This is a genomic window from Pontimicrobium sp. MEBiC06410 (assembly GCF_053601615.1).
In genome coordinates, this window is sequence record NZ_JBSHNT010000164.1 from 275026 (window position 1) to 299596 (window position 24571).

Here is a 24571-nt window from a genome sequence, read left to right on the forward strand (position 1 = left end):
TTAACACAATTGGTATTCTGGTAACGACATTAATTGAATCATATATTCTTTAATATCTTTTGTAGACAATTCTTCTAAAAATTGCTCTGTATCTTTATCTATATTAGAAACAATAAGCAAGTTTTTTAATTCTTCGTGTGATAAGTCTCCATAGGTATTGTAGAAATCATCCCAATTAGAAGATACTTTTAAAAATTTATTTTTCTTACGTTCTTTATTGTAATAGGCTTCAAAAGAGTCTTCAAATTCGCCTTTAACACCAACATTAATAATTGCATTATTTAATAGAAGAGCTGCTAATTTCATCCTAACCATTAATGTGTTGCCATCAATCCAATAGCGATCTTGTTTCCAACCTGCAACATTAGGTGGATCGAGTAGCGTTTGCCCCATTATTTTCTGCAAGTACAATAGTTGTTTTTTCTTTTGAAAAGCAATTGGCACAATATTTTGAATCCCTATAAACAATTCAATAGGTGATTTTATTTTTACTCCTATATTTTTTTCATCATAAAACCAATCTGAACTAAAAATATGATGCATTAGTTTTTTAATATCATAATCTTTATAGAATAATTCGGTAAGTTCCTCAAGGCGAGCTTCATTTATTCTAGGGTTGACAAAATATCTGTATATTTTTTCGCAGATAAATTTAGCGCATTGTTTTTGTTCTAAAATAATATCTATAATATCATCGCCATTAAAATTTCCTGTTTTCCCTAAAAACGTTTTTTCTCCATAATCGTGTTTTCTAGAACGTAAAAAGAAAGCTCCATTTCTTTTAAACGACCAACCTGTAAACGCTCTCGCGGATTCCTTTATATCTTGCTCTGTATAATTACCTACTCCAAGGGTAAACAATTCCATAAGTTCTCGTGCAAAATTCTCATTAGGGCTTTGCTTTACATTTTGCCTATTGTTAAGGTATTTACTCATTGATGGCTCTTTGGCTATAGCCTTTACAAAATCTTTAAAATTACCTAAAGCATTTGCCCGAAGTGTATTGTTATATTGCTGAATATGCCAAATTGTATTATCACGACAAACAAAAACATTTGCCCAAAACAAAGTCATTTTTTCGTTTAAGACTGATGAAGGATTTACCATCCTATCTATCCAGGCATAATTAAGTTCTTTAACTTTCTCTCTACTCTTCTTATTCAACGCTCTAAACGCTCCATCCATCATTTTCGATTTCGAATATTTTTTAGGCAGGAGTAGCTCTTTAAACTCTGAAAGGTCTAACTGTAATGGTTCTACTTTTTCAGCATTTAAAAATAGTTCTGAAACGATTGCAGACTTAGATTTGGATTGTAACGCTTGAAATTGGTTATACCCAATACCAAATCCAGCTCTTGAATATAAATGTTGAACGTGTTTTTGTTTCACCCTTATAATGCTTTTAGATTTAGACACATTGTTTAACTAATGGTTTAATTAGCATCAACTAAAATATAAGGTTTCTTAGAAAAAGGGGTTAAATAATTATCCTAAAGAGTATACTATATAATTATTATGAGAGTAAAAGATAAATAGTAAAAAAAGCAAATTTATCTACCCAATACTATAAGGGTTTATTTCTATATTTATTAAGTTTAAAGCCTTTCTACTTCCCAATACAATATGTAATTTACCTTATATTTATTGGGGTTAGAGCATTTGGGCAACAAATAGGATACAAAAAACACCTAAAAAGGGTAAATTAAGGGCAATCATTAATAAATTCAATTACGAATATAGCATAAAAAAACCACTCATAAAGAGTGGTTTCATACATAAAAACATCAACCGTTAATTAGCTGTTCCAGAGCCTAAATAAACGCTGTTTGACACGGTATTACCTTCAGCAGTAATAAATGCCATAAAAAGCTCGACTGTATCACCTGCATAGGTACTTGGAATTGTAATGATTTGAGATCCTACAGTTCTATCAGCACCATCAAGAATATACATTGATTCCTTTTTACTTGGATTGTAAACTAAAATCATTGCTTTATCAGTTGCATTGGCATTACCTTCAGCAGAGTTGTCATCCCAAGTAAATTCTACTTGTCCCGCAGTTGCTAAATCTGTTACAGGGTTCAATACTCCAGATAGATTACCTCTACTTAATAAAGCTAAAGAATAATCTACAGTAAAGTTTGGTGCAGCTCCTGTAATCGCATTATTCAACACATAAGACATTGCTGCATTAAACTCTGTTTTTTGCACCGCATAAGATTTATACCCTTTCTTGATAAAACCTAAATTCGGTTGAAGATACTCCAAAGTAACTGTAAACCTGTTTCTTTGGTTAACTTGCCCTTCTGTTCGTGGATTTGCCACACTTGAAGGCTTAATTCTCAAATAGTCAATACCTTTCCAAGAAGCACCAACTACGTTTCCTACTTTACCTGATACACCGCCCAGGATTCCTTGTGAAATAACACCCATTGTATATAAAATTTAAAATTAATACTTGTTCGAAGTTGGTTCGGACTTGGTACGGTCTTTAACCAACACAAGTAATATATGGCAAATACTATGCTAATAGATTGATTTGGTTTTTGTTGCCTTTTGTTGCCCGATTTTGCTTTTTAGAAAATAGGTTTTGAATATATGACACCTTTAAATCTGCCATTTTTGAAATAACTTTTTGAAGTTCAGCTTCTTTTTTACAAATAGCTGAAACTATATTAATATGCTTTTGTAACTGAAATTCATCACTTAACAACGAGGTGTAACTGTTTTTTAAGGTGTTTCGGCAATCATCTATTGAGATAAACGGAATAACACTCCCTTTTAAATAATAAGCATAAAAACCGCCTATTTGTAACATCATTGATAAATGATAAAGGGTTTGTTTTTCTTCTTCGGTTGAGACAGATAACACAAAGCAATTAGGGCAGGGATTTATTAAAGGCTTTCCACTGTTTTGCCCTTTATTCAAAATAAAAAAATGAGGTTGCGAGTAGGTTCTTCCGATTTGGTGTGTTTTTAGTTCAAAAGTTGACATAGCTATCCAATTTAAAATTGCTTCGCTACGCTTCGCACCATTAATTTTTTAAAAGAAAAACAATAAAAAAAGAAAGCCTAATGCTCTTGTGGCGTGGATAAGGCTGTCAAGGTTTTTGGATAAAAGTTTTTTGAGGTTAAATGTTTAATCATTTTGAAAAATGCTTTTGAAAAAAGTTTTATTCAAAACCCGTAGGGCTTGACCTTTATAGCCTTGCGCGTTGGCTGTGGTAGCCACATATATTTGCTACCTTTTTTTATTTATTGACTGTTCTTCTAAAACTTCTAAAATATCTTGTTTTTTGTATAAGATTCTGTTGCCCATACGAATTGGATTTAAAATACCGTGTTTATTCCAAGAATGTATTGTTACTAAATTTATTCTTAAATAATCGGCTACTTCTTGTCTTGTTAGTAATTCATCATTTTTTGATTTTGATAGTTCTTTAAGATAATCTTCAATTTTAAGTAATAATTTATCAGCTACCTTATCGGCTAATTCATCAATTGTGACTTCTGTAATTTGGATTGTTTTTGTAATCATATTGAAATGTATTTAATTAATTGAACAACACTTTTTGGGGCATAAACTCTTAAAAAAATAGGTTATTTCCAATTTGAGCGTGGGGTGAAGCGTTTGTATGGGTAGCGTTTTAAATAGTTGTTTGATAAAACAGCATTTAAACAAGCTACTTATACAGGACTTTTAGGCAATAGCTTTTTGTTTTTTTGAGACACGAGAAAAAGCAATATGCTATGTCGTATTACTGCATATTATGAACCTATTTTTTTATAACCGCTGACTTGGGTGGTGGGGAAAAGTGGACTTTTATATTTGTTAACGAAATGAAACAAACAAAGACTTGAGGTAAGGAATACTTGGACTTAACGATGGTTTTGTGCAGCTTGAATGAGATAATGAATATAATACTAAACTAATTCAACCTTTTAAATTTACGACTGTTTAATGCTTGTTCAAAATATCGTTATATGTTCGGATGTGAGCGTTGGAATAGCGGATATTTTACATAATACCAGTTATAGCTACAAAATGCATTAACACTGCGATAGCAAACCTTTGAAAAGTGCCGTTTGCTACTATAACTTGTATTATGTAAACATAGCTTGGGGTAGTTTTTGGTGTGCGCGTTGGCAACAGCTCTTTGCTTTTTTGTTGTACCAATTAAAATCAATAGTTGATTAGACAAAATAAGCAATGTGCTGTGTGTGGGTTGGCAACCAAAAACTACAAGCGCGTTGGATAGCGGAACAAAACAAAAGACAGAGGGTTTTGAGGTACGAAAAAACTGGGTTTTGTTTTGTGGGGACTTATTATTTCAATTATTAATTTCACAATCAATAAATGATAGAAGTTCATTTGAAGATTGATTAAACTTAAACAATGAATCTTCCGTACTCTCTATATCTTCAATATTAATACCACTAATTAAAAACTTTGTATAATCATTCAAAATGCTATTTACAGGTTCTTTTTTGATATTATTTGAAGTAATAGGATATAATAAACCTGAAATTACTAATTGATTCCTCTTATTGTAATATGCCTTATATGTATGAATTTGAAAGAAATCTGATCTATCAACATCTAAATAATAACCTTTCATAAGTTTATATTTAGCATCAAAAACAGCTACCTTATTACCTTTGCTTAATACAATATCTGGAATTAATTTACGTGAATAAAAGCTACCTTTATAGGATTGTATTGTTTCAGATTCTACTTGCCATCCTTCAAGTTTATACTTTTCTTGGAATATTTTTAATAAATACATTTCCCAAATTTCAGCCATATCTAAAAAGAATGCGTAACCGTGCTTATTTGATGCTTGATTATTCATTGTTTTGTTGGCTAAAATGGATATTGATAAATCTAATACTTCTTTGAAGGATTGGTATATTTTTGGCAATTTAGAAGTATCGCAGAATGATTGTCGATTTAAAGATTTACCTCTCGCTAATTCTAATTGATGTATAATTTGAATTGCGTTTTTTGGTAGTTTATTTATTTGTGGTAAACCGTAACTTTTTGATAGTTTTTTAAATGTTTCATATAACAATGATGCTATATCTGGGTTAATCGTTTTTTCATAACTTGACGATATTAACTTATTATTGTTTTTATAAGGTAATATACTATCTCTAACTTCTAACTTACCCTTTATTTGTGCTCCATAAAAAACTCTTTTCTTATTTGTACGAGGTAAACCATACTTATTTGCCTGTATTAATTTAGATAACCAAATTTTAGCTATTATACGTTTTATGTAATCATCTGTGGTGTCAGATTTACTTAATGATTGTTTACTCTTTGCGAATTTGAAATTAAAAATGACTTCTAATAATTCAAATAAAAATAATTCACCAAATCTTGGTTTAATAATAATTTGATATTCTTCCTCTTGAAATGTAAATGAAATTTCTCCCACAAATCTATTCACCCACCATTGATTATTATAATAATTAAAAACAGGTTCGGCATCTCTTTCTTTATCAGAAAAATGGAAAAATGAATTTTTAGAAACAACTTGAGCGTTAACAAATTGAATTATGTCATAAGACAACTCATTACCAATACGAGTGCTTTCTTTTAAATGAATTATATGCTTATTAATATTAATCAAGTGATGCTTTAAAGAAGGTGTTGTTTAAATCTTGAATTGTTTTTTTCTTTTCATCTTCTTCAACGTTGCCCAAATATGCTTCTAAAATAGGTTGAATAGAAATATCCCAAAGAATAGATGCAGGACCATTGGCTCTGAATAATTTATCTTTAATTCTATTTGTTTTATTATTAATCGCTTTAAAAGACGAATATATATCAACTATTTCAGCAAAAAATGTATGACCAATTTCAAACTGTTTTCCTAATTCATCAGCATTAGATATGGCAATATTTAAAGCATTTGCAGCATTTATTAATCGTTCAATATCTCTATGTGATAAGCCTGCCTTTTGTTTTTCATTTTTTAAATAAACAATATCTTGTAAGATACCAGAATTGTAACCATAAGGGAACCATAAAAAACGACGTCTTAATGCGAAATCTATTTGCTCTAAAGAAAAGTCAATTTCATTCATTGTACCGATAATGTATAAATTATCTGGTATGTTTAATTTGAAGTTACCAACTGCCGTTACAATATCTTCATTTCTATTTTCCATTGCTGAAAAAACTTCCCCAAAGACTCTTGATAAATCAACACGATTGATTTCATCTAATATTAAAACGTGAGGTAGATTATCACTATCGTTTTTTGCTAAAGCACAATACTCAAATAGTTTGCCTTTTTGGGGTTTGGTTTGGTCTTCAACTAATTGCATACCTGCAACAAAATCTTCGTATGTATAATTTGCGTGTAATTGAAGTCTATGTATTCTATTATTAACAATGGATTCACTATTTGAAAAGAAGGTGTCAAGATTCCCTTTATTTTTTAGATAGCTTTCTTTTATAAGTGCATTTGCTATTGTATTTGCAGAATGAGTTTTACTTGTGCCTGGTGGGCCATATAAAACAATCGCTTTTTTGTATAATATTGCTTGTAATTCATCATAAGGTATATCACTTGCACTATAATTCCATAGCTTTTTTAGGTCATTTTCGTAGAAGTCAAAACCATTATTTCTCCATTTATTTAGCTTTTCTCTTATTAATAAAATACATTCATCAGCATTGGTGTTTTCACCCTCTTCATCCTTAATAAGTGACCTAAATGTATGGTAGATTTGAGCTTTATGGCCATTAGAAGCAATTCTTTCGTAACGATCTGGGAAAGCACAATATGTTAATATATTATACATCGTAAGAGCCTTATCTTGAAATCTTTCTCTGAATTTTGCATCTACAGGATATTTCTCTTTCTCTTGATAGTATTTAAGATATAAGCAAATTGCTTCTACCCATTTTTTTAATTCTTCTAAATCAGCACCTTCAGATTGTTTTTCAACAAGTGTTTTTATTAATTCAATATTAAATGCTATCTCCCAATATTTATTGGTTTTATGAAATTGACCAGCACTACCAAAACCATATTTATAAGGTTCATCTTTAATTTTATTATCGTCTAAACCGGTTATTATTTTGGTGTAATTTTTCTTTGTTGCTGTATGTAAGTCATTAACAGAATATGACCATAGCCACTCTGCGTGCGCAAATACAAGTTTTTCATTATATGACGCTCCTTCAAATTGACTTGCTAATTTTTCTTGAAATTTTAAGTCTTTTTCATCATTGTAATTCTCAATAAATCTACCTTGAATACTATCTATTGTTTCAATAGAAAGTATATTCGTGTCATCCGTTAAAATGCTGCTTTTATTAATTATAAAGGAATTGATAAGTTCATCGAAAAGCTCGTGTATTCTTGCCCAATTAGGATTTCTCATTTTTTAAAATTTAATTTTATTTACCAATGCCTCTAACACGAGCATCATATAATTCGTTAAACCACATTGTTTTGAATAAGGTGTTAATCTTATCTTCTGTCATTTTATTGTAAAAATCCAATTTCTTATCAATGAAGTTTAATAGTTCCGAATCTACTTCTTCACTAAACTTATCTTTGATATTATCCTTTGAGTTTCCTTTATTGAAAAAAGACATTAACTCTGCATTCGAATAAATATTCTCTTTCATTTTTTTAAACTCGACTTTATCTTCATTGGTTAACTCAATGCCATATGTTTCATTTAAGACCTTTATTATTTTAGTTAAGAAATCTAATTCATCTTCGTTTCCACCCATAGCTCCACTTGGTTTCATTCCTTCTTGTTCACCATCTGCTGATTCTAACTTTAATTGGGTTGTGTATTTATGTTGAATCTTATAGCTATCTAACTCTACATCGTTTACCACATCTAATGGTAAAGACGTTTTAGCATAAGGCAACTTTTTTATTAAAGCTGTTAAAAACACATATACTTTTTCTAATTCTACATCCGTAAATGTGATGATTTGGCTTAAAAAACGATATAGCTTCACAAAAGAACTAGCTGCACTTTTAAAGGCAGCTTGGTCTTCCTCTTCCAAGTTATCCACAAAACGAGCTGCTATCTCTTCTAAAATAGGTTGTATTTTTTCAAAGTCATCTTTTGGACTAAAGAATATATTGGCAAAAGCTTCTACTTCTTGAGGATAATACACTTCAAAACTTTCTACCTGATTTAAGCTATCATAAATAGCATTAGGGTCTGTTAAGTTTTCTTCCTGAATAAAGTTTTTACCATAATATTGTTGAAAATCGGCTTGCACTTCTTCTGGGGCGTTGACAAAATCTAACACCATAGTAGCCTCTTTTCCGCGTGCTTTTCTATTTAAACGCGATAAGGTTTGTACTGTGCTTGTGCCTCCTAATTTTTTGTCAACAAACATTGTGTGCATCATTGGTTCATCGAACCCTGTTTGATACTTATTTGCTACGATTAATAATCTATATTTAGGTAATTTTAATGCATCTACTATTGATATTTTACCACCTAAATCATTCATTTTATTTTCGGTGTATTCCTCTCCAGTTTCATCATCTTTTACAGTACCTGAAAAAGCTACTAAAGCTTCATATGGCAACTTCATTTCACGCATTATATCATCAAACTTTCGCTTAAATCTTACAGCGTGCAAACGTGATTTAGTAACCAGCATCCCTCTTGCTTTCCCTTGAATTTTATTTTGAGTTTCTGCTGCAAAATGTTCCAGAATAATACGTGCTTTCTTTTCGATTGCGTGGTCTTGTAAATCGACATAATTACCTAAAACACGTACTGTTTTTTTCTTTTCGTATTCTTTATCTTCTATATCGCTACGCTTAATTAATTTGTAATAGCGTTTAAATGACATATAATTTTCTAATACATCTAAAATGAAACCTTCTTTAATAGCTTGTTCCATTGAGTAAATATCAAATGGTTCTTTACCACCATCTGGTTGTAGTGTACCAAATAACTCAATGGTTTTAGGTTTTGGGGTTGCGGTAAAGGCAAATTGTGAAATATTAGGTTGTTGCCCTTTTTTACTGATTTCATCTGCTATAACCTCATCTAAATCCTTTTCAGGTGTATCTTTTTCTGCTGCTTCTTCTAAACTTAATGCTTTACGCATATGCCTTGAAGTTTCCCCAGACTGTGAACTATGCGCTTCATCAATAATTACTGCATATTTCTTATCTAACTTTTGAGATACTTCATCTGAAATTACAGGGAATTTCTGTATGGTAGTAATAATGATTCGTGTACCGTGTTCTATTTCCCTTTTTAAATCTTGAGCAGTTGTTTTTTCATCTAAATAAGCAACCATACCTGGTATGTTATCTATCTGCCTGATGTTTTCTTGAATTTGAGTATTTAATACACGTCTATCTGTTAAAACAAAAATAGAATCAAATAAGGCTGTTTGGTCTGTATAATTTTGATAGAAGTTTGCTAAACGGTATGCTAACCAAGTAATGGTATTAGATTTACCTGAACCTGCTGAATGTTGTATTAAATAGTTTGTACCTGTTCCATCAATTTTTAATTGGTCTAACAAACGTCTAACCGCTTTTAATTGATGAAATCTTGGAAACAATAATTTGGTAGATTTTTTTTCTACAATAGCTTTCTTTTTAGCATCGTAAACTTTTTCAACATCTTCTTGTAGATTGACAAAGTTTTGTGCTAAATCCAATACTGAATCTTTACGTAAAATATCTTCCCAAACATAGGCTGTGGCAAAACCATTAGGATTGTAATTTCTTAACCCTTGATTGAATGGTAAAAAGAATGTTGATTTACCATCCAATTTGGTGGTCATAAACACTTTTTCTGTACCGATAGCAAAGTGTACCAAACAACGCTGAAACTCTAACAAGGGTTCCCCATTAGGGTCTCGGTCTTGCATATACTGTTTAATGGCATTGTGGTGGTTTTGCCCTGTAAGAGCATTTTTTAATTCAGCTGTAGCTACTGGAATACCATTAATAAAGAAACATAGGTCTAACTCGTTATTATTTTTAGTAGAATAAGCTAGTTGCCTAATGACAGATAAACGATTTTGTTTATACCAAGTTTCGTGTTCTGGTGTTTTGTTATTAGCAGGTTGAAAATATACCAAATCTAAACGTTCACCAGAAATACGTAATTTACTGCGTAAGGTTTTTAAGGTTTTGTTATTGCGTAAACTTTTGGCAACAGCTTCTACAATTTTAGTATCTGTAGTTACCCCTAAATGGGTTTGTATGTTTTGGTATTTCTTGGGTTGACTTTCTTTTATAAATGCCAATACATCTTCTGGTATGATGCATAATTTTTTGTCGTACTTATTTTTGTTTACCAAATTATACTCTTTAACCTCTTGAGTTAAATAGTTTACTATATGGTCTTCAAAATGTATTTCTTTAGTTCCTCCTGCCATAATTATTCTTGTCCGTTTTGTTGCGCACTATCAATAAGGGTTTGATTAATATCTTTTTTAGGTTGAAAGTTACCAAGCTCCTTTAATTTAGTTGCTTGAGTTACTAAATTGTCTCTACCTGTACTTAATTGACCATAAGCATCATCATAGGCTGATTTTGCTCTATCAATATTATCTCCCACTTTTTCCATATTCTCTACAAAGCCAACAAATTTTTTATATAGTTTTTCGCCTCTACCTGCAATTTCTATGGCATTTTGGTTTTGGTACTCCCGTTTCCATAAATCCACTATTAATTTTAAAGCCGTTATTAAATTGGTTGGATTCATTAATAGGATACGCTTATCGTAAGCATAATTCCATAAGTTTGGATCTGACTGCATCGCTGCAATGTAGGCAGGTTCGCTTGGGATAAACATCATCACAAAATCGAGTGCTTTGTCGTAATCGTCATAGCCTTTGGCACTTAAACCTATGATGTGGTTTTTAATTGCTTTTACGTGTTCCTCTAAAGCCTCGGTCTGTTGTTCTGGTGTGGTAGCTTCAAAATAACGTGTAAACGCATTTAAGGACACTTTTGAATCTATTATAACATTACGTTCATCAGGATATTTAATTAAAGCATCAGGACGCATTTTTTTACCTTCTACCTCTGAACGTAAAGCTTTACCATCTGGACCAAATAACTGATGCTCCATAAAATACTCTTGCCCTTTTGCAAGTCCTGAAATCTCTAGAATATTCTCCAAAATCATTTCTCCCCAACGTCCTTGGGTTTTAACTTCGCCTTTAAGCGCATTAGTTAAATTGATAGCATCTTGACTAATTTTATCACTTTTCTCTGCTAATTCTTTTACTTTTTCACCTAAAGAAAAACGTTCTTTTGCTTCTTTATCATAAACCTCTTCTACTTTGGTTTTAAAAGCTGCTATATCTTTGTTTAAAGGTTTAAGTAACTCATTAATTTTAGCTTCGTTCACTTCTGAAAAGGACTTTGTGTTATCTTTTAATATTTCACTAGCAATGTTTTTAAATTCTGCATTGAATTTTTTACCCATTGCATCCATTTCCTCCTTTTGAGATACTAATTTTTCATTTAATGATTTATTATCAGCATTGGCAGTTGCCAATTGGCTATTTAAGGCATTATAAGACTCTGTTTTAGCATTAAAGCCTTCTTCCAACTTGTTGAATTGCAATTGTAGTTTGTTAAGGTCTTTTTCTAAACCATCCAATGCTACTTTTTTTTCGGCAATGGTGGTTTTGAAATTACTTATATCATTTTTAAGTGAATTATTTTCTTCATTTAAACTATTTACTTCATTTTGTAAAGACGTTTGTTCTTCTTGAGCGTGATTAGTTTGTGCTTTTAAAGTTGCATTTTGTGCTGAAAATTTTTGCTTTAACCATAAGTAAGCAATAACAGCACCAATAATGAGACCTACAATAAGATATATATACTGTGCTTCCATAATTAATTATTATTTGGCTCTTGCCAATCTCTAACATCAATTTTACCCGTTACTGCTTCTGAAATTAAAGACTGACGGTACTCTTTGAGTTTTTGAATTGAAGTTTTTAATTTTTCACTCGAAACGAATATTTTATCAATTTTTACATCAATAAAATCTGCTATCTGATTTTGTTCTTCAATAGGTGGAAAAAGTAAATCTGTATCTTTCAAAATCTTATTTGTTATACTAAATACTTTAACACCTTTTACCAAGTTTTGTATTTGAGTTCTGAATGTACTTGAATCAAAAAAGTATGCAAAAAATCTATAATTACTATTATCAACCAATCTTGCAATTATCGTGTGATAACCTGCAAAAGTTGGAATATCAGAATGCAAATGTGTAAAATTACCAGAACCTTCAATATCTTCGGATGTATCAGCAAAAACAAAATCGCCTTTTGATAATAATGAACTTTCATTAGTGTTTAAATACTCTTCTGAAACACATTTTAAATTGTGAATTTCTGGATTAACCTCAAACCCATATTTAGAATGAATTTCACCATAGTTTACACAAGGAACTCCTTCATCTTGTAAATTAGCTTTTGTAATTGTTAAGCCTTTTGAAGTTTCAAACTTGTATCTAAACTTCACCACTTCCCAATGCTCTGGAATTTCCCCCAACCACTCAATGCCACTCTCTTTCAACTCGACTACGCTCGATGACCCGTTATTTGAGATACCTTTGGTTACCGCTTCGTTAATAATGGCTTGTCGTTGTTCTTGAAGTTTTTTTATAAGGGTTTCTTTTTTGCTTATTAAGGTATCTATTAATTGGGTATGGTAATCGAGATAAGCTGCGATTTGGGTTTGTTCTTGTTTTGGTGGTAATAACATTTTTAAGCCTTTTAAAACATCACCACTAACGTGAGGAATACCCATACCAATTGTATTCTCTTGAATATGTTTTTCACCTAGTTGTAATAAATAATTGAGATAAGTTGACTCAAAATCAGAATCTGTTATGTCAATTTTTGCCATAGTTGATGAAAGTGCACCTTTTTTAGCTTTCACAATTTCACCTGCTTTAGAACCATCCCATAATATCAGAATATCTCCATCATCTACAAACACTAATCCTTTTTCATCTATTGATGCATATGTAGGATTTGAAGTTTTATCTCTTAAAAACTCCATTGACAAATATGGCAATAAATTTTCACCACTTTCATCATAATCAACTTTAGGTTTTCTTCCTTTGGTAATATTGCTAATCCATTTTAGACTTACGCTTTTCCAATTTTCTGGAATCTTACCAATCCATTCTACACCACTATCCTTATATGTCTCGTATGCTTTTTCCATTAGCTTAATAATTCATTTAGCAATTGAAGAATACCTTTTTCACCAGTTTCTGGGTTTCCTTTTTCCAACTTTTTAATTTCTGATTTAATCTCTTTTGCAGGTCTTAAAGCAGTATAGTTGTAGAAATACTTGGTAAAGTTAATTTCATAACCAATACGTGTTTTATCGTAGTCTATCCACGCATTAGGCACGTGTGGTTTTACTTCGTTTTCAAAATAGGTTTCTACATCTTCAGTCAATGGAACACTTTCAGAATCTCGTTTTTTGGTATCTGGTTTAGGATTACCTTTACTATCTTTTACAATATTTCCTTTAGCATCTACTTTAGGCTGCTCTACCGTTAATTGGTAGTAGCCAAAGTATTCGTTATCAAATATTTTAGAGTGGTCGGTTTCCTCGAAGTTTTGGTACATCTCCAACAATTGCGCAATGTGTTGCGATGTGATTTCGTTTCGTTTGTTACCCAAACTCTTTTTGTTGGGTTGGCAGAATAGTTGGTTAACTTTATCCTTTCCATTTCCTTCTGTAGTTATAGTCTCTTTAGCATCACCATTTATCAACTGAATTTTACCTTTACGTTCAGAGGATTTATTATTGGTTAAAAACCAGATATAAGTGTTAATACCTGTGTTATAAAACAAGTCTTTAGGTAATGCCACAATACATTCTAACCAATCGTTTTCTATAATCCAACGACGTATATCACTCTCGCCACTACCAGCAGAACCTGTAAATAATGGTGAACCGTTGGTAACTACGCCAATACGAGAGCCTTCACGTTCCATTTTAGACAGCATATGCTGTAAGAACAGTAATTGCCCATCACTAACTCTTGGTGTACCTGCATAGAAACGACCAGAAGGGTTTAAGGCTTCATTTTCTATAAACTTGCGGTCTTTTTTCCACGTTACCCCATACGGTGGATTTGCCATCATATAATGAAAGGATTTCCCTTGAAAACGGTCTTCGCTAAATGAGTTACCGTGTTTGATATTATTGGCATCTTCTCCTGTAATTAAAGCTTCTGATTTTGCTATGGCATACGATTGCTCGTTAATTTCTTGTCCGTAAGTTACCAATGTCGGTTTATGATTAGTATCGGCACACACCTTATCGAGAATAAACTTTTTACCTAAATTTACCATACCACCTGTACCACAAGCAGGGTCAAAAATGGTGCGAATAATACCTGGTTGTGATAGCTTTTCTTTTTCGCCTGCGAAAAGGAAATTATTCATAATTTCAATCACGTCTCGTGGTGTAAAATGCTCACCAGCTGTTTCGTTAGATTGCTCGTTTGATATACGAATTAACTCCTCAAACACATATCCCATACCGTGATTGTCGATAGCCTCTGTGTGTAAATCAATTTTACAGATAGCATCAATCATTTCATAGAGTAATTTGTTTTTAACCAAACGCGACACAATTTTATCGAATTGGAAACTCTCTAAAATTTCTTGTACTTCTGGGTTAAAACTTTGTAGGTAGTTGTTAAAGTTAATTTCTATGTATTGCGGTTCGTCTTTTAAAGACTGTAAGGTATGTTTAGAAGTATTGTAAAATTTTAAGCCACCTGCTGCTTTACGCAACACGGGAATTAATTTTTCTGAAGATAGTTTGTCGTGGAATTTTTCGAAGGTCTCACGTACTTTTGCATTCACAGGGTGTAAAATACAATCTAATCTACGGATAACTACAAATGGTAATACGACATCGCCAATCTCATTTTTTTTGAAGGCATCACGCAATACATCGTCTGTAATCTGCCAAATAAATCCTACTTCTACTTTATTATTTTGGTTGCTCATTTTTAGTGTTTGTTGTCTTTTATTTTGTTTGACATTGCAAATATGGGAATAATGTGTGCATTTTTAGTGCACAGATTTTTTAATTTAATTTAACAGTCTATTTTTAATTGTTTTATCACCATTACAGCCAAAAAGACTTCTATCCATTTGGTTTTTATTTACTGCTACATAACCCGCAATACCATTACAATGCTTACTTATTTGATCTATCAATTTTATTGCTGATTGAAAATGTTTTGTGCCTGAATTATCTAAATTTGAGAATATCTCTAAATATTCAAAATCGTTCTCTTCTTTAACTTTCTCTAAATTATTTGAATAAAAGACATCAAACCCCTTGTCTGATTTATTGACTACATAGTTACTAACAATTCTTCTTTTATGAATTTCTGATTTCGCTAAAACAAGTTCAATATTTATTGGATATTCTCGTAATTGTTTAATAGCTAATACTAACTTACCATATTCTTTTATCCACCAATCGTTAGATTTTTCTTTACTATTAGGTGCAACGACAGTGATATGATATTCAATTTCTAATTGGTCTGGTAAATACGCATTAATAAAAGGAATTAAATTACTTAAACCTCTATTTAAGCCATTATCTTCATTTGTAAAGAAATAATTATCAGAAATTACAAGACTATTAGAAAGTGGTTTGTTAAAATGGATGATGCCTTTCCATCCATCTTTTATTTCAGCGTTTTTGTCAAGTTCTATGAAAAAAGTTTTAGAAAATAAATCTTCTGGAACATTCGCGCTTGAAAAAACAGCCATTCCCATCTTATTTTGAGCGTCTATAGCTGCATCGTTATCTATATCTAAAACAAAAATACCATTTGGCTTTTCTATTGTTTGGGATAAATCTTCTTTAACCTGTTCTATATAACCACCTAAAGCTACAGGAAGTTTCATTGTGCCTGAACTATTATAAGCAATATAGAGTGGGTCGAACTCGTCAGTAATTTTAGCATCAAGTTCTTCATCAGAAATATTTAAACATAGATGAATACCACTTTTAATAATTTTATTCCAATGAGGCATTTCTTCTTCAAACAAAGCAAATTCCTCTATTTTATTGGGTTCAATATAGAGTGTTATCATTGTGCTTTATTTTTGCGAAGTTCTTTAATCATTTTTAGGGTTAGACTTCCAGCTTCGTCATAGAAACCAGGACCAAAATCCCTATTAAATTTTCCTTGACTATTATATTCCATTTGATAAGGTCCGTCTTCTTTATGGAAGTAAAAAATTGAAAAAGGGTTAGGATTCAGTTCTTGATTAGATAAATAATCATTTTCTAAAGCCAATAGTTGAGATCGTCTAACGATATATTCAGAATGTGTTTCTATAATAAAGTTGAATTTATATTCTTTGTTTACATAGTGGAAAAAATCTGATAATTTGGATTGTAAAGCTGGGTGCAGATTTAATTCGGGTTCTTCAACTAAAACAGTGATAAACTTTTTATTCTTTTTACTTAATCGAATTAAACTTGCTATTTTTAATATGAGTGTCATTGCTTGTAAAGACCCCATACCCTTATCTGAAAGTGATACTGCTGTTTGAGAATCCTTTTCAAAGATTTTAAATTCATAAGCTTCTCCTGCTTGCATATTAATACTGAAATCTACACCAACTTCAAATACTTGCATCCATTCTTTGATAAACCTTGTTTCGTCATTATTTTTTTCTCCAGCTGTTAACTGATAAAAATTATGAATGGCTTGTGCAAGTGCATTGTTTTTATCTCTTAAATAAAAAAGTGCTGATTGTTTAGATGGGTTTGCACCTATAAAGTAAAAGTATTGTCGGTTTATAGATTGGGTTATCTTATTAGAAAAATCTGTTAAGTGACCACTATTTCGTTTTAACTCTAATACATCATCAAAATTCTTAATTTCCTTTTTACTCTTGGTTGATAATACTTCGTTATGTCGTATAAATTTTTCGATGGTGGCTCTTAAAAGATTATCATCATTATTGCCATATGGTAATACATCGGATAAAGGGTATGTTAACGTGTATTGCTTATCACCCTTTAACTTATTTTCTTTTGGCAGTAATTTTTTAGCGTCTTTAAGCTTTTCACTTGCTTTTCTAAAAGCTGTCATTAATTCAATTGACTCTTTAGAAGTTTTATCGGTTATAGCATCTAATTCCTCTTGTAATTCTGATACTGAATCTTCAAGTTGTTTTATAACATTAAGTTTATTGTCATCAACTTTTTCATCTTCAATAAGCTCTTTACTTACCGTAATATTACCTTTTGAATAATTGATATTTAGGTCAATACCTGTTTTGGCGTCATTAACACTTAATACATTTACTTTCGCTTTCGTATTTTCATCTTGTCCGGATATAACTATATGAATATCGAATTCATCTAATTGATATTCAAATGTAATAGTAGGTTCTTTAGATAGATTGTTTTTTGCTCTACCAAACGTTACAATATTAGCATCTTCAAGTACGACATTATCAAATGAAAAGGTATCTGATAACTGATTTTGTAAATAATCGGTAATTAACAGTAATGCTTTTACCATTGTAGATTTACCTGAATTGTTTCGTCCTACCATATAGGTGATATTTCCTAATTGAAGCATTGGGAAATTTTGGAAACGTCTGAAATTTTTAAAGGAAATTCCTTTTGTTTGTTTATTCATTTTTTCAAATATTGTTCTTATTAGTGCATTGTATCTACACTGTTATAGTTTTCCATTATCATTTTAGTTCTTTCTTTTAAAGAATTCCTTAATGTTTCGGGTACTAATACTGTTAGTCTTTCACCATATTGTAGTAGCATACTTTCTAATTCGTAATTTGGAATGAGCTGTAAGCTAATATCTATATGGTCTTGTTGTTCTTGCTTAATCTTTTGAGAACCGTGTAATGGTTTTGTTTTAATATATGGCCATAATGATTTTTCAATCCTAATCGTTACTTCAATAGGGGTTTGATTTTCGTCAAAAGTTACACCGATAATATCTTCAAAGTATTCTTTAAAATCGATACGGGTTTCTGCATATTGCTTATCTGATATTTCAATATTAATTATACGGTCTAATGCCAAATTAGTAATGTTATCAAAGTTTGGGTTTTGACCAAATGAAAACCAACGGTTATTATACTGTTTTAAGTAATAAGGATGAAACTCTATAATCGTGTTTAATTCCGATTTAAAACTCTCGTAAGTGACTAATAAAACCGTTTTATTAATAATGGCGTGATATAACGTATTAATATATTCTTTTCCCTTTAAAAATTCATTCTGATCGAACTCAATAATTTCATTAGCCTGTTCACCAAATTGAAAGGATGCTTCTAATCTGGTGGTTATATTTTCAATCCATTCAAATTGAGGTAAGCCTTTAAATCTATTTAATGTTATTAATGTTTCCTTTAATTCTAATGCTTCTGATTCAGTAAGAGGTTGATTATTGATAGAGAAATTAACATCACTGTAGTAATAATATACCTTTCTGCCCATTTTATCTTTTTCAATGGGTGCATTATAACCATTCTCACTCATCATAAAAGCTATATCGTCATATACTTGCCTTTTCTGAACACCTTCTGCATTTCCTGTAAAGTTTTCAATAGCTGATTGACAAGCATTTACTAAATCATCAATAAAATACCTTTTAGATATATTTCTGAAACATTTATCCAATGCTTGGTATCTGATTATAGCGTGTTTTGTATTTGGCATATTGCTTAACTGAAATTATATTTTTTTACAAAAACCATAATGTTTCTTGTCCGAAATTAGGTATTACTTTACTATCAAAACGAGGTGCTATTTCTGCAACCATTTCAGGGTATTTAATTGTAATTGGTACATTTTGTTGACTTAATGATTTCCAATATAGCCTACTAAATTGATATACTTGTTCAATTAATTTTCTAATCATCTTACTATCATTTAAAGCTTCTGGTGTAGGACTTGATATTTTAAGTTTTATTGGAAACGCATAACTTGAATAACTTGGGTACTGAACTGTTTTCTTATATCTTAAATTATTAAATAACAAATATTTGTGTTCATCTTTAGGCCCTATGTTGATGTATGTGCCACTAATAGGAATTAATTCTCCATTCCAATTTTGGTCGAAAGCAATTATATCTTCTGATTTTGTTTTATTTATGTTTAAGACAAAAAGTGGACAAGGTAATTTGAGTTTATCCATCATTTCCAAAACAGGTTGGATTTCCTCATCCTTCATATCCTTATAAAAGTGAATTACAATTTTTTCAGGTATTTTATTTGTTGGTACATATTGATAGATAGCATCGCTTAAAGCGTTACCTAATTGTTTGACATCAGATTTACTGAAATAATGAAACTCATTAAACCTGCCATTGTTTTTGAAACTAAATGCACTTGCTACATAACGTATATTTTCTTCGGTATTTTTAAAAGCACCAACACCAATTACCAATTCATTTTTTGGTTTAACATTAAGTTGCCAAGGTGTACCATCTAATTTTGCTAATAAGGCTAATGATATGTTGGTTAAATCATAAATAAATTTGTGTTGGTTTCTTCTAAATCTATCAAAATCTATTACTTGAGATATAATTCTTTTATAAAGTAATTGCTCTTTAACCTTATAATACACTAACTTCTTTTCAAGATTAGGTTCGTGTTTATTAAAAGGACTTAAATAAATAGCTACATAATTGATGTTAGGGTCTGATTTAAATTTTTTAATACCTTCTTTTATTTGAGGTAATGGGTTCTCTAAATCATCAAATATTATGTTGACACTATTATCAAAATGTGCTAATACCCCAGCATAAATATTTAAACCTTTATACCAACTTGTACCATCCTCTAATAATTTTTGTAATGTTGCTACCTCTTTTGTATAACTTGTGTGGTGAATGAAAAAGAAATGAACATTCTCTAATTGACAAGGGTTTAAAGGTTTGAGCTTTCTAAAATCTGATTTAGGTATTCTACCTACACCATTTTGAAACACTAATTCATTACATTCATCATCCACTTCACCAATACGATTAATTTCAACAGGTAGGTAATCATCGTTATTTACAGCAATTATTTCTCTAAAATCATCACTTAAAATAAAACTCTGTATAAACTTGTCTATTTTATGTTTGTAGCTAATGTATTTATTGGAATCATCTTTAGGCTCTGGTTTAATATTAAAAGCAGTTCGTAAATCATTATTTAATATTGCATAAGCCTTTGTATTATCCTCAATGTACTGTTTGTCTTTATGATATTTTAATATCCTCTTTTTATAAATTATTTTGTTGAGGTTAGTTGTAGAAGTGTGTTTTATGATTTCTGAAATAGGCTTTTTAAATACTTTGGCCATACCATCAGAAGATATTACCAACTCACCATATTCACTTACTTCCTTAATTTGGACTTTAACAGTAAATTTAAAATATTGATAAAAATGGTCGTTTTTATATAAATTATTACCCACCCATATTTGATTGTCTTTCACAAAATTCTTATCGACAAGTTTGTTAATACTATTAAAGAATTTTTTAATACGCCAATTATAATAGTGCTTTATGAGGTCGGTTGGCTGTTCCTTTAGATTAATTGTTAAAGGCAGATAGCCTTCTTTTTCATAAATAAAAGATGTGTATATGAAATCAGGATTTTCTTTTTCAATACCAGGGAACAATTCTTCTAGATTAACGGGAAATTTGTTTTTATATAGTTTTTGGGCATTACCAATTTTCTCTTTACTTAAATAAAAAGTTATTGGTTTGTCTGGTAAATCAAACGTTATGATATTGAAATAAAGCTCCTGACTCATAGGTTACTTTTTTAATTTTTATTTTTCTTGCTCAATCTAATAATATTTTGTTCTGCAATTTTGAGGATTTCCGTAATGTTTTTTTCATCTTTTAACATAAAGACAATTTTATCTGCCATCCAGAATTGCAACAACTCATTTTTATTTTGTTTTAATGCTTTAGCTAATGCTTCTGCTTGTTCTTTACGAGCTAAACGAGTACCACGTTCAATTTTACTTAAAAGTGCAGTATCTATATTCATTTGAGACGCAACTTCTCTTAACAATAATTGCTTTTCTTCTCGTAATTCTCTGATGTATTCACCAAATGTCATTTTTGGGATATTTTGACTTGTCAATATTTGTCTAATTTAAGAAAAAGAAAGTAAGAAGTAAGAAAAAGATATTAACAGTTACAAACAGAAAGTGAGGAAGTTAAGGATATGAGGATATGCAGTAAATCTGTAAACCCTTGTTTCCTTAAAATCCTCAATAACCTTATTGTGCTTTTGCAGGATTTGTATAATTGTTGTGTGCTTCTCGATGTATTAAACCTGCATCAACAAATTTGGTAATATAGCCTTCTGCTGTTTTGTGAGGTATTTTATTTTTGTCGGCTATATTTAGGTAATCTTGTCTTGAAAATTGATAAGGTAATTCTTCTAAAAAACGTTCTTTTCGATTGGCTCGTTTAACTTGCTTTTGTTCAATAGGCAAATCATTAAAAACCTTACTACTATGCTTTACTAACACGCTAATTATTTCCAATGTATTTTCAAAATCTATATCCTCACAATGTCTAACTTGGTTGACATCGCCATCTTCCATAATGCGAAACACAGAAAATAACATCATAATTCTAAATGAAACTAAACCTAATCGTCTTACGGTTGCTATATAATCATCTGGCTGAAGATTGAGATATTTGGTTTGTAACTTTTCAAAAAACACATTGAATTTTTGTTGTTGCTCTGTTGTTAGCCTTACCTCAATAGTTGGATTGTTTTTTAAAGTTTTATATAGCTCAAAAAAATCTTTTCCAAGTTGGTCGTAGTATTCATCTAAACCATTTGATGTGCCTGTTTGAAAAACGTTTTTCCAAGTTGGTTTGATATTCATATAATAAAATATAAATCGACTAAATAAGCCATTTTCAGCACTTGGAACCAACGCTTGAATTTGCTTTGGTGTACCTGATAGAACTGTTGATAAGCAAGGTCTTTCAATATCTACATATTCTCTATCTGTTCTTCGATAATAACTAATTGTTTCGTGGTGAAATGCTTTACGAAAACCATCTGAATAATTACCGTAATCACTTTTAAAGGCTTGTGCTAAAGTATCTCCTTCGGTTTCAAAAATTAACCCTCTGCCTTCATTATCGGATATTAATTGATATACACCTGTTACACTATTATTAGCAGGAATAAACAACATCCTTTCTGGTGGTTTATTTGGTTTCTCCATTGTTTCACTTTTACCCTTATTCATATTATAAGTTGCCATTTCTACTTGATGTTGTTGTTTTAGGATTTTGGATTGTTCACGTTGTTGTTTGTGAACAGGATTTACCAAATTTTTAATTTGGTTTAACCTTCCTTTTCCTGCTGAAGCTGGTGCAGTTACAAATAAATACAAATTGCTAAATACTTTACTTTGATCGTACACACCAAATAATTTTGGAAAACAAGCACTAAACGCTGTTAATGCTCCCAACAACAAAATATCACGTTCTTCATTACTACTTGAAGGTTGTATTACTTGTTGCAAAAATGTTGGAATATTGTTGTAAACTGTTGTTGGTATTGTTGGCAATGGTTGTTTTACTTCTTCTGACTGTTGCAACACTTCAACAACTTGTTGTTGCTGTTGTGGTTTAATACCAACTTGATGTAAATGGTGGTATAATGTTCCAATACCTATACCGTGTCCTTTTGCTTGTAAACACTTGTTATACTGCTCATCGCATTCTTTATGGTCGTAACCTGAATAATTTTTACTTATTCTATGGTAGTAATCACGTCCAGCTTCTCCGTATTCTTCTGAAATTGCAAATCCAATATCACGCCATTTATCATAAGTATCTGTAATATCAATACCTGATTGTTCTAAAGCGTTAATATATGTTTCAATATCATTACTAACAACCGTCATTGGGTTGTTGTTGATTGGCTTTTTAGGTTTTTCTTGTTGCTCTGGAACAGCTAACCAATCTTTTGGGTTAAATATTTTTGTCATAACTTTTGATGCCTTTTATGTAGGAATGCCAATGGATCGTGGGATAAAAAACACGCTCTGGAAATGTCTTTACCTGATTGGTCAACCTCTATGTTATATGTATGTTTTATATAATTGGCCACCGCAATAAAATATTCATTGTGTGACACTTTGGATAAATCGATTCTAATTATCCATTTTAAGCCTTCTCCTGAAGGTGATGTAAACAGCAATTCGGTTTCAAAATATTCATCGTTTAATAATTGTTGTTTCAGTTCTTCAAGATTTTCTAAATGGTCAAAATCGATTGTCAACAAGGATGAATGTTCAATTAAACTATCATCATTTCGTTTAGAAAACACGCCTGAAAATGTTACATAATCAAAATGATTTGCTTTAAATTTTCGTGCTTCTTTTGGGTCTTTAATCGCTCTAAATTGTTCTGTGATACTTTTATACTTATCGCTTGTAATACGCTCAAATATTTGATGTAACCGCACTTTTTCGGTTGGAAATACATTTCTAATTGGTGCTTTATAAAAACTGCTGTAAGCATACCAAGTATCATCGGGATCATCTAACCAAGACAATTCATTTTCTTTTTTAACTTCAATATTTAGATGTAATTCAGTGTTGATTTTCAGCAATAATTCTTCATCATCTACGAGTTTAAAATGATAAGATGCAAAATCAAAAACATCACCTTTAAAATCGGTTAACTCTGTATCGTAATGCACCGCTCTATTATCGACAACATTAATTTGCAAAGTTGATTTACCACCGTTAAAAGGGTTACGGGTTACCCCGCAGTCCCTTCCTTTTAGGGAAAGGACTGTTGATTTGGGATAATACTGCCTTAATACATACGCATATATATTTAACCCGTAATGCGTTTTCTTCAAGATGTTTTCTTTACTTATTTCCATCGCATTTGAAATTTGGGTTATAATAATTGCTCTGTAATAGTTCCTCTATATCAGATACCTTGTAATAAAATTTACCTTGTACCTTACTATATGGAATCGTACCATTTGTACGGAACGTTTGTAATGTGCGTTGGCTAATATGTAGCATTTGCAATACGTCCTGATTGTCAATCCACGTATCTTTTAAGCATTCTGCTCTCGTTACTCTTATTAATTCAATACGTGTTTTTATGTCCTTAATCTCTTGTGAGAGTGCCAAGAGTAAATCGATTATTTCAGTCATAACTTTACCTTTCCTTTTTTGATTAGGTAATCGGCAGCTTGCTGTTCGATTTCATATTGGGAATCCATACGGTTACGCAGTAACCATTGGTCTAGCTCCTGACGTTGGAAATAGATTTTTTTGCCATTCGGTTTATAGTGTGGAATGGCTCCCGTACTTGTAAGTTTATACAAGTGCGATTGTGATAGTTCTAAATACTTGCAAGTTTCATTGAAGTTCAATACTTGCTTTTGCAACGTTTGTTGTTCTATTAACAACTTTTCGATGCTTTCTAAACGTTCTATAATTTTAACGTCCATCTTTTATAAATTTTAATTTAAAAATGGAC

At 31.0% G+C, this 24571-nt stretch carries 19 protein-coding genes; all 19 read right to left on the reverse strand.

The features are described from left to right. The 19 genes from ACVC08_RS18935 to ACVC08_RS19025 all read right to left on the reverse strand — a co-directional run bounded on the left by ACVC08_RS18935 (position 1) and on the right by ACVC08_RS19025 (position 24542). Positions 1–1389 carry a DUF1800 domain-containing protein gene (locus tag ACVC08_RS18935; RefSeq protein ID WP_452603238.1) on the reverse strand — a complete coding sequence of 463 codons (1389 nt, stop codon included), beginning with the start codon at positions 1387–1389 and terminating at the stop codon, positions 1–3. A gap of 402 nt (positions 1390–1791) precedes the next feature. Continuing rightward, positions 1792–2433: a DUF6266 family protein gene (locus ACVC08_RS18940; RefSeq protein WP_452603239.1), complete on the reverse strand. Its 642-nt coding sequence runs from the start codon at positions 2431–2433 to the stop codon at positions 1792–1794. Positions 2434–2521: 88 nt separating this feature from the next. Further along, positions 2522–2995, reverse strand: a complete 474-nt coding sequence (locus tag ACVC08_RS18945) for a DUF6943 family protein (RefSeq protein ID WP_452603240.1) — start codon at positions 2993–2995, stop codon at positions 2522–2524. Positions 2996–3241: 246 nt separating this feature from the next. Next, positions 3242–3538: a helix-turn-helix domain-containing protein gene (locus tag ACVC08_RS18950; protein ID WP_452603241.1), complete on the reverse strand. Its 297-nt coding sequence runs from the start codon at positions 3536–3538 to the stop codon at positions 3242–3244. Between the two features lie 793 nt (positions 3539–4331). Beyond that, positions 4332–5636 carry a 5-methylcytosine restriction system specificity protein McrC gene (locus tag ACVC08_RS18955; RefSeq protein ID WP_452603242.1) on the reverse strand — a complete coding sequence of 435 codons (1305 nt, stop codon included), beginning with the start codon at positions 5634–5636 and terminating at the stop codon, positions 4332–4334. Continuing rightward, entirely contained in the window at positions 5629–7401 is a 1773-nt protein-coding gene (locus tag ACVC08_RS18960) for an AAA family ATPase (RefSeq protein WP_452603243.1), read from the reverse strand. Before ACVC08_RS18960 ends, ACVC08_RS18955 begins: the two co-directional genes overlap by 8 nt. Positions 7402–7417: 16 nt before the next feature. Continuing rightward, positions 7418–10402 (reverse strand): type I restriction endonuclease subunit R, encoded by a 2985-nt coding sequence (locus ACVC08_RS18965; RefSeq protein WP_452603244.1) that lies wholly within the window; start codon positions 10400–10402, stop codon positions 7418–7420. A gap of 2 nt (positions 10403–10404) precedes the next feature. Next, positions 10405–11874: a DNA recombination protein RmuC gene (rmuC, locus tag ACVC08_RS18970; RefSeq protein ID WP_452603245.1), complete on the reverse strand. Its 1470-nt coding sequence runs from the start codon at positions 11872–11874 to the stop codon at positions 10405–10407. Between the two features lie 2 nt (positions 11875–11876). Beyond that, a complete protein-coding gene (locus ACVC08_RS18975) occupies positions 11877–13223 on the reverse strand; it encodes a restriction endonuclease subunit S (RefSeq protein ID WP_452603246.1) in 1347 nt (448 codons plus the stop codon). After that, positions 13223–15034: a type I restriction-modification system subunit M gene (locus ACVC08_RS18980; protein WP_452603247.1), complete on the reverse strand. Its 1812-nt coding sequence runs from the start codon at positions 15032–15034 to the stop codon at positions 13223–13225. Before ACVC08_RS18980 ends, ACVC08_RS18975 begins: the two co-directional genes overlap by 1 nt. 84 nt (positions 15035–15118) lie before the next feature. Beyond that, on the reverse strand, positions 15119–16138 hold the full coding sequence (locus tag ACVC08_RS18985) for a hypothetical protein (RefSeq protein WP_452603248.1): 1020 nt from the start codon (positions 16136–16138) through the stop codon (positions 15119–15121). After that, a complete protein-coding gene (locus tag ACVC08_RS18990; RefSeq protein ID WP_452603249.1) occupies positions 16135–17703 on the reverse strand; it encodes an AAA family ATPase in 1569 nt (522 codons plus the stop codon). Before ACVC08_RS18990 ends, ACVC08_RS18985 begins: the two co-directional genes overlap by 4 nt. A gap of 20 nt (positions 17704–17723) precedes the next feature. Continuing rightward, positions 17724–18749 (reverse strand): helix-turn-helix transcriptional regulator, encoded by a 1026-nt coding sequence (locus ACVC08_RS18995; protein WP_452603250.1) that lies wholly within the window; start codon positions 18747–18749, stop codon positions 17724–17726. Positions 18750–18774: 25 nt separating this feature from the next. After that, the gene (locus ACVC08_RS19000; protein ID WP_452603251.1) at positions 18775–20838 is read right to left on the reverse strand and encodes a Piwi domain-containing protein; all 2064 of its coding nucleotides are present in this window, start codon (positions 20836–20838) and stop codon (positions 18775–18777) included. Positions 20839–20849: 11 nt separating this feature from the next. After that, on the reverse strand, positions 20850–21152 hold the full coding sequence (locus ACVC08_RS19005; protein WP_452603252.1) for a helix-turn-helix domain-containing protein: 303 nt from the start codon (positions 21150–21152) through the stop codon (positions 20850–20852). Positions 21153–21315: 163 nt separating this feature from the next. Beyond that, positions 21316–23055, reverse strand: coding sequence for a DUF3987 domain-containing protein (locus tag ACVC08_RS19010; protein ID WP_452603253.1), 1740 nt, complete (start codon positions 23053–23055; stop codon positions 21316–21318). Further along, the gene (locus ACVC08_RS19015) at positions 23052–23960 is read right to left on the reverse strand and encodes a BT4734/BF3469 family protein (RefSeq protein ID WP_452603254.1); all 909 of its coding nucleotides are present in this window, start codon (positions 23958–23960) and stop codon (positions 23052–23054) included. The genes ACVC08_RS19010 and ACVC08_RS19015 overlap by 4 nt, the downstream gene beginning before the upstream one ends. Then, positions 23947–24243, reverse strand: coding sequence for a helix-turn-helix domain-containing protein (locus tag ACVC08_RS19020; protein ID WP_452603255.1), 297 nt, complete (start codon positions 24241–24243; stop codon positions 23947–23949). The genes ACVC08_RS19015 and ACVC08_RS19020 overlap by 14 nt, the downstream gene beginning before the upstream one ends. Then, on the reverse strand, positions 24240–24542 hold the full coding sequence (locus ACVC08_RS19025; protein ID WP_452603256.1) for a helix-turn-helix domain-containing protein: 303 nt from the start codon (positions 24540–24542) through the stop codon (positions 24240–24242). The genes ACVC08_RS19020 and ACVC08_RS19025 overlap by 4 nt, the downstream gene beginning before the upstream one ends. Positions 24543–24571: the final 29 nt, after the last annotated feature.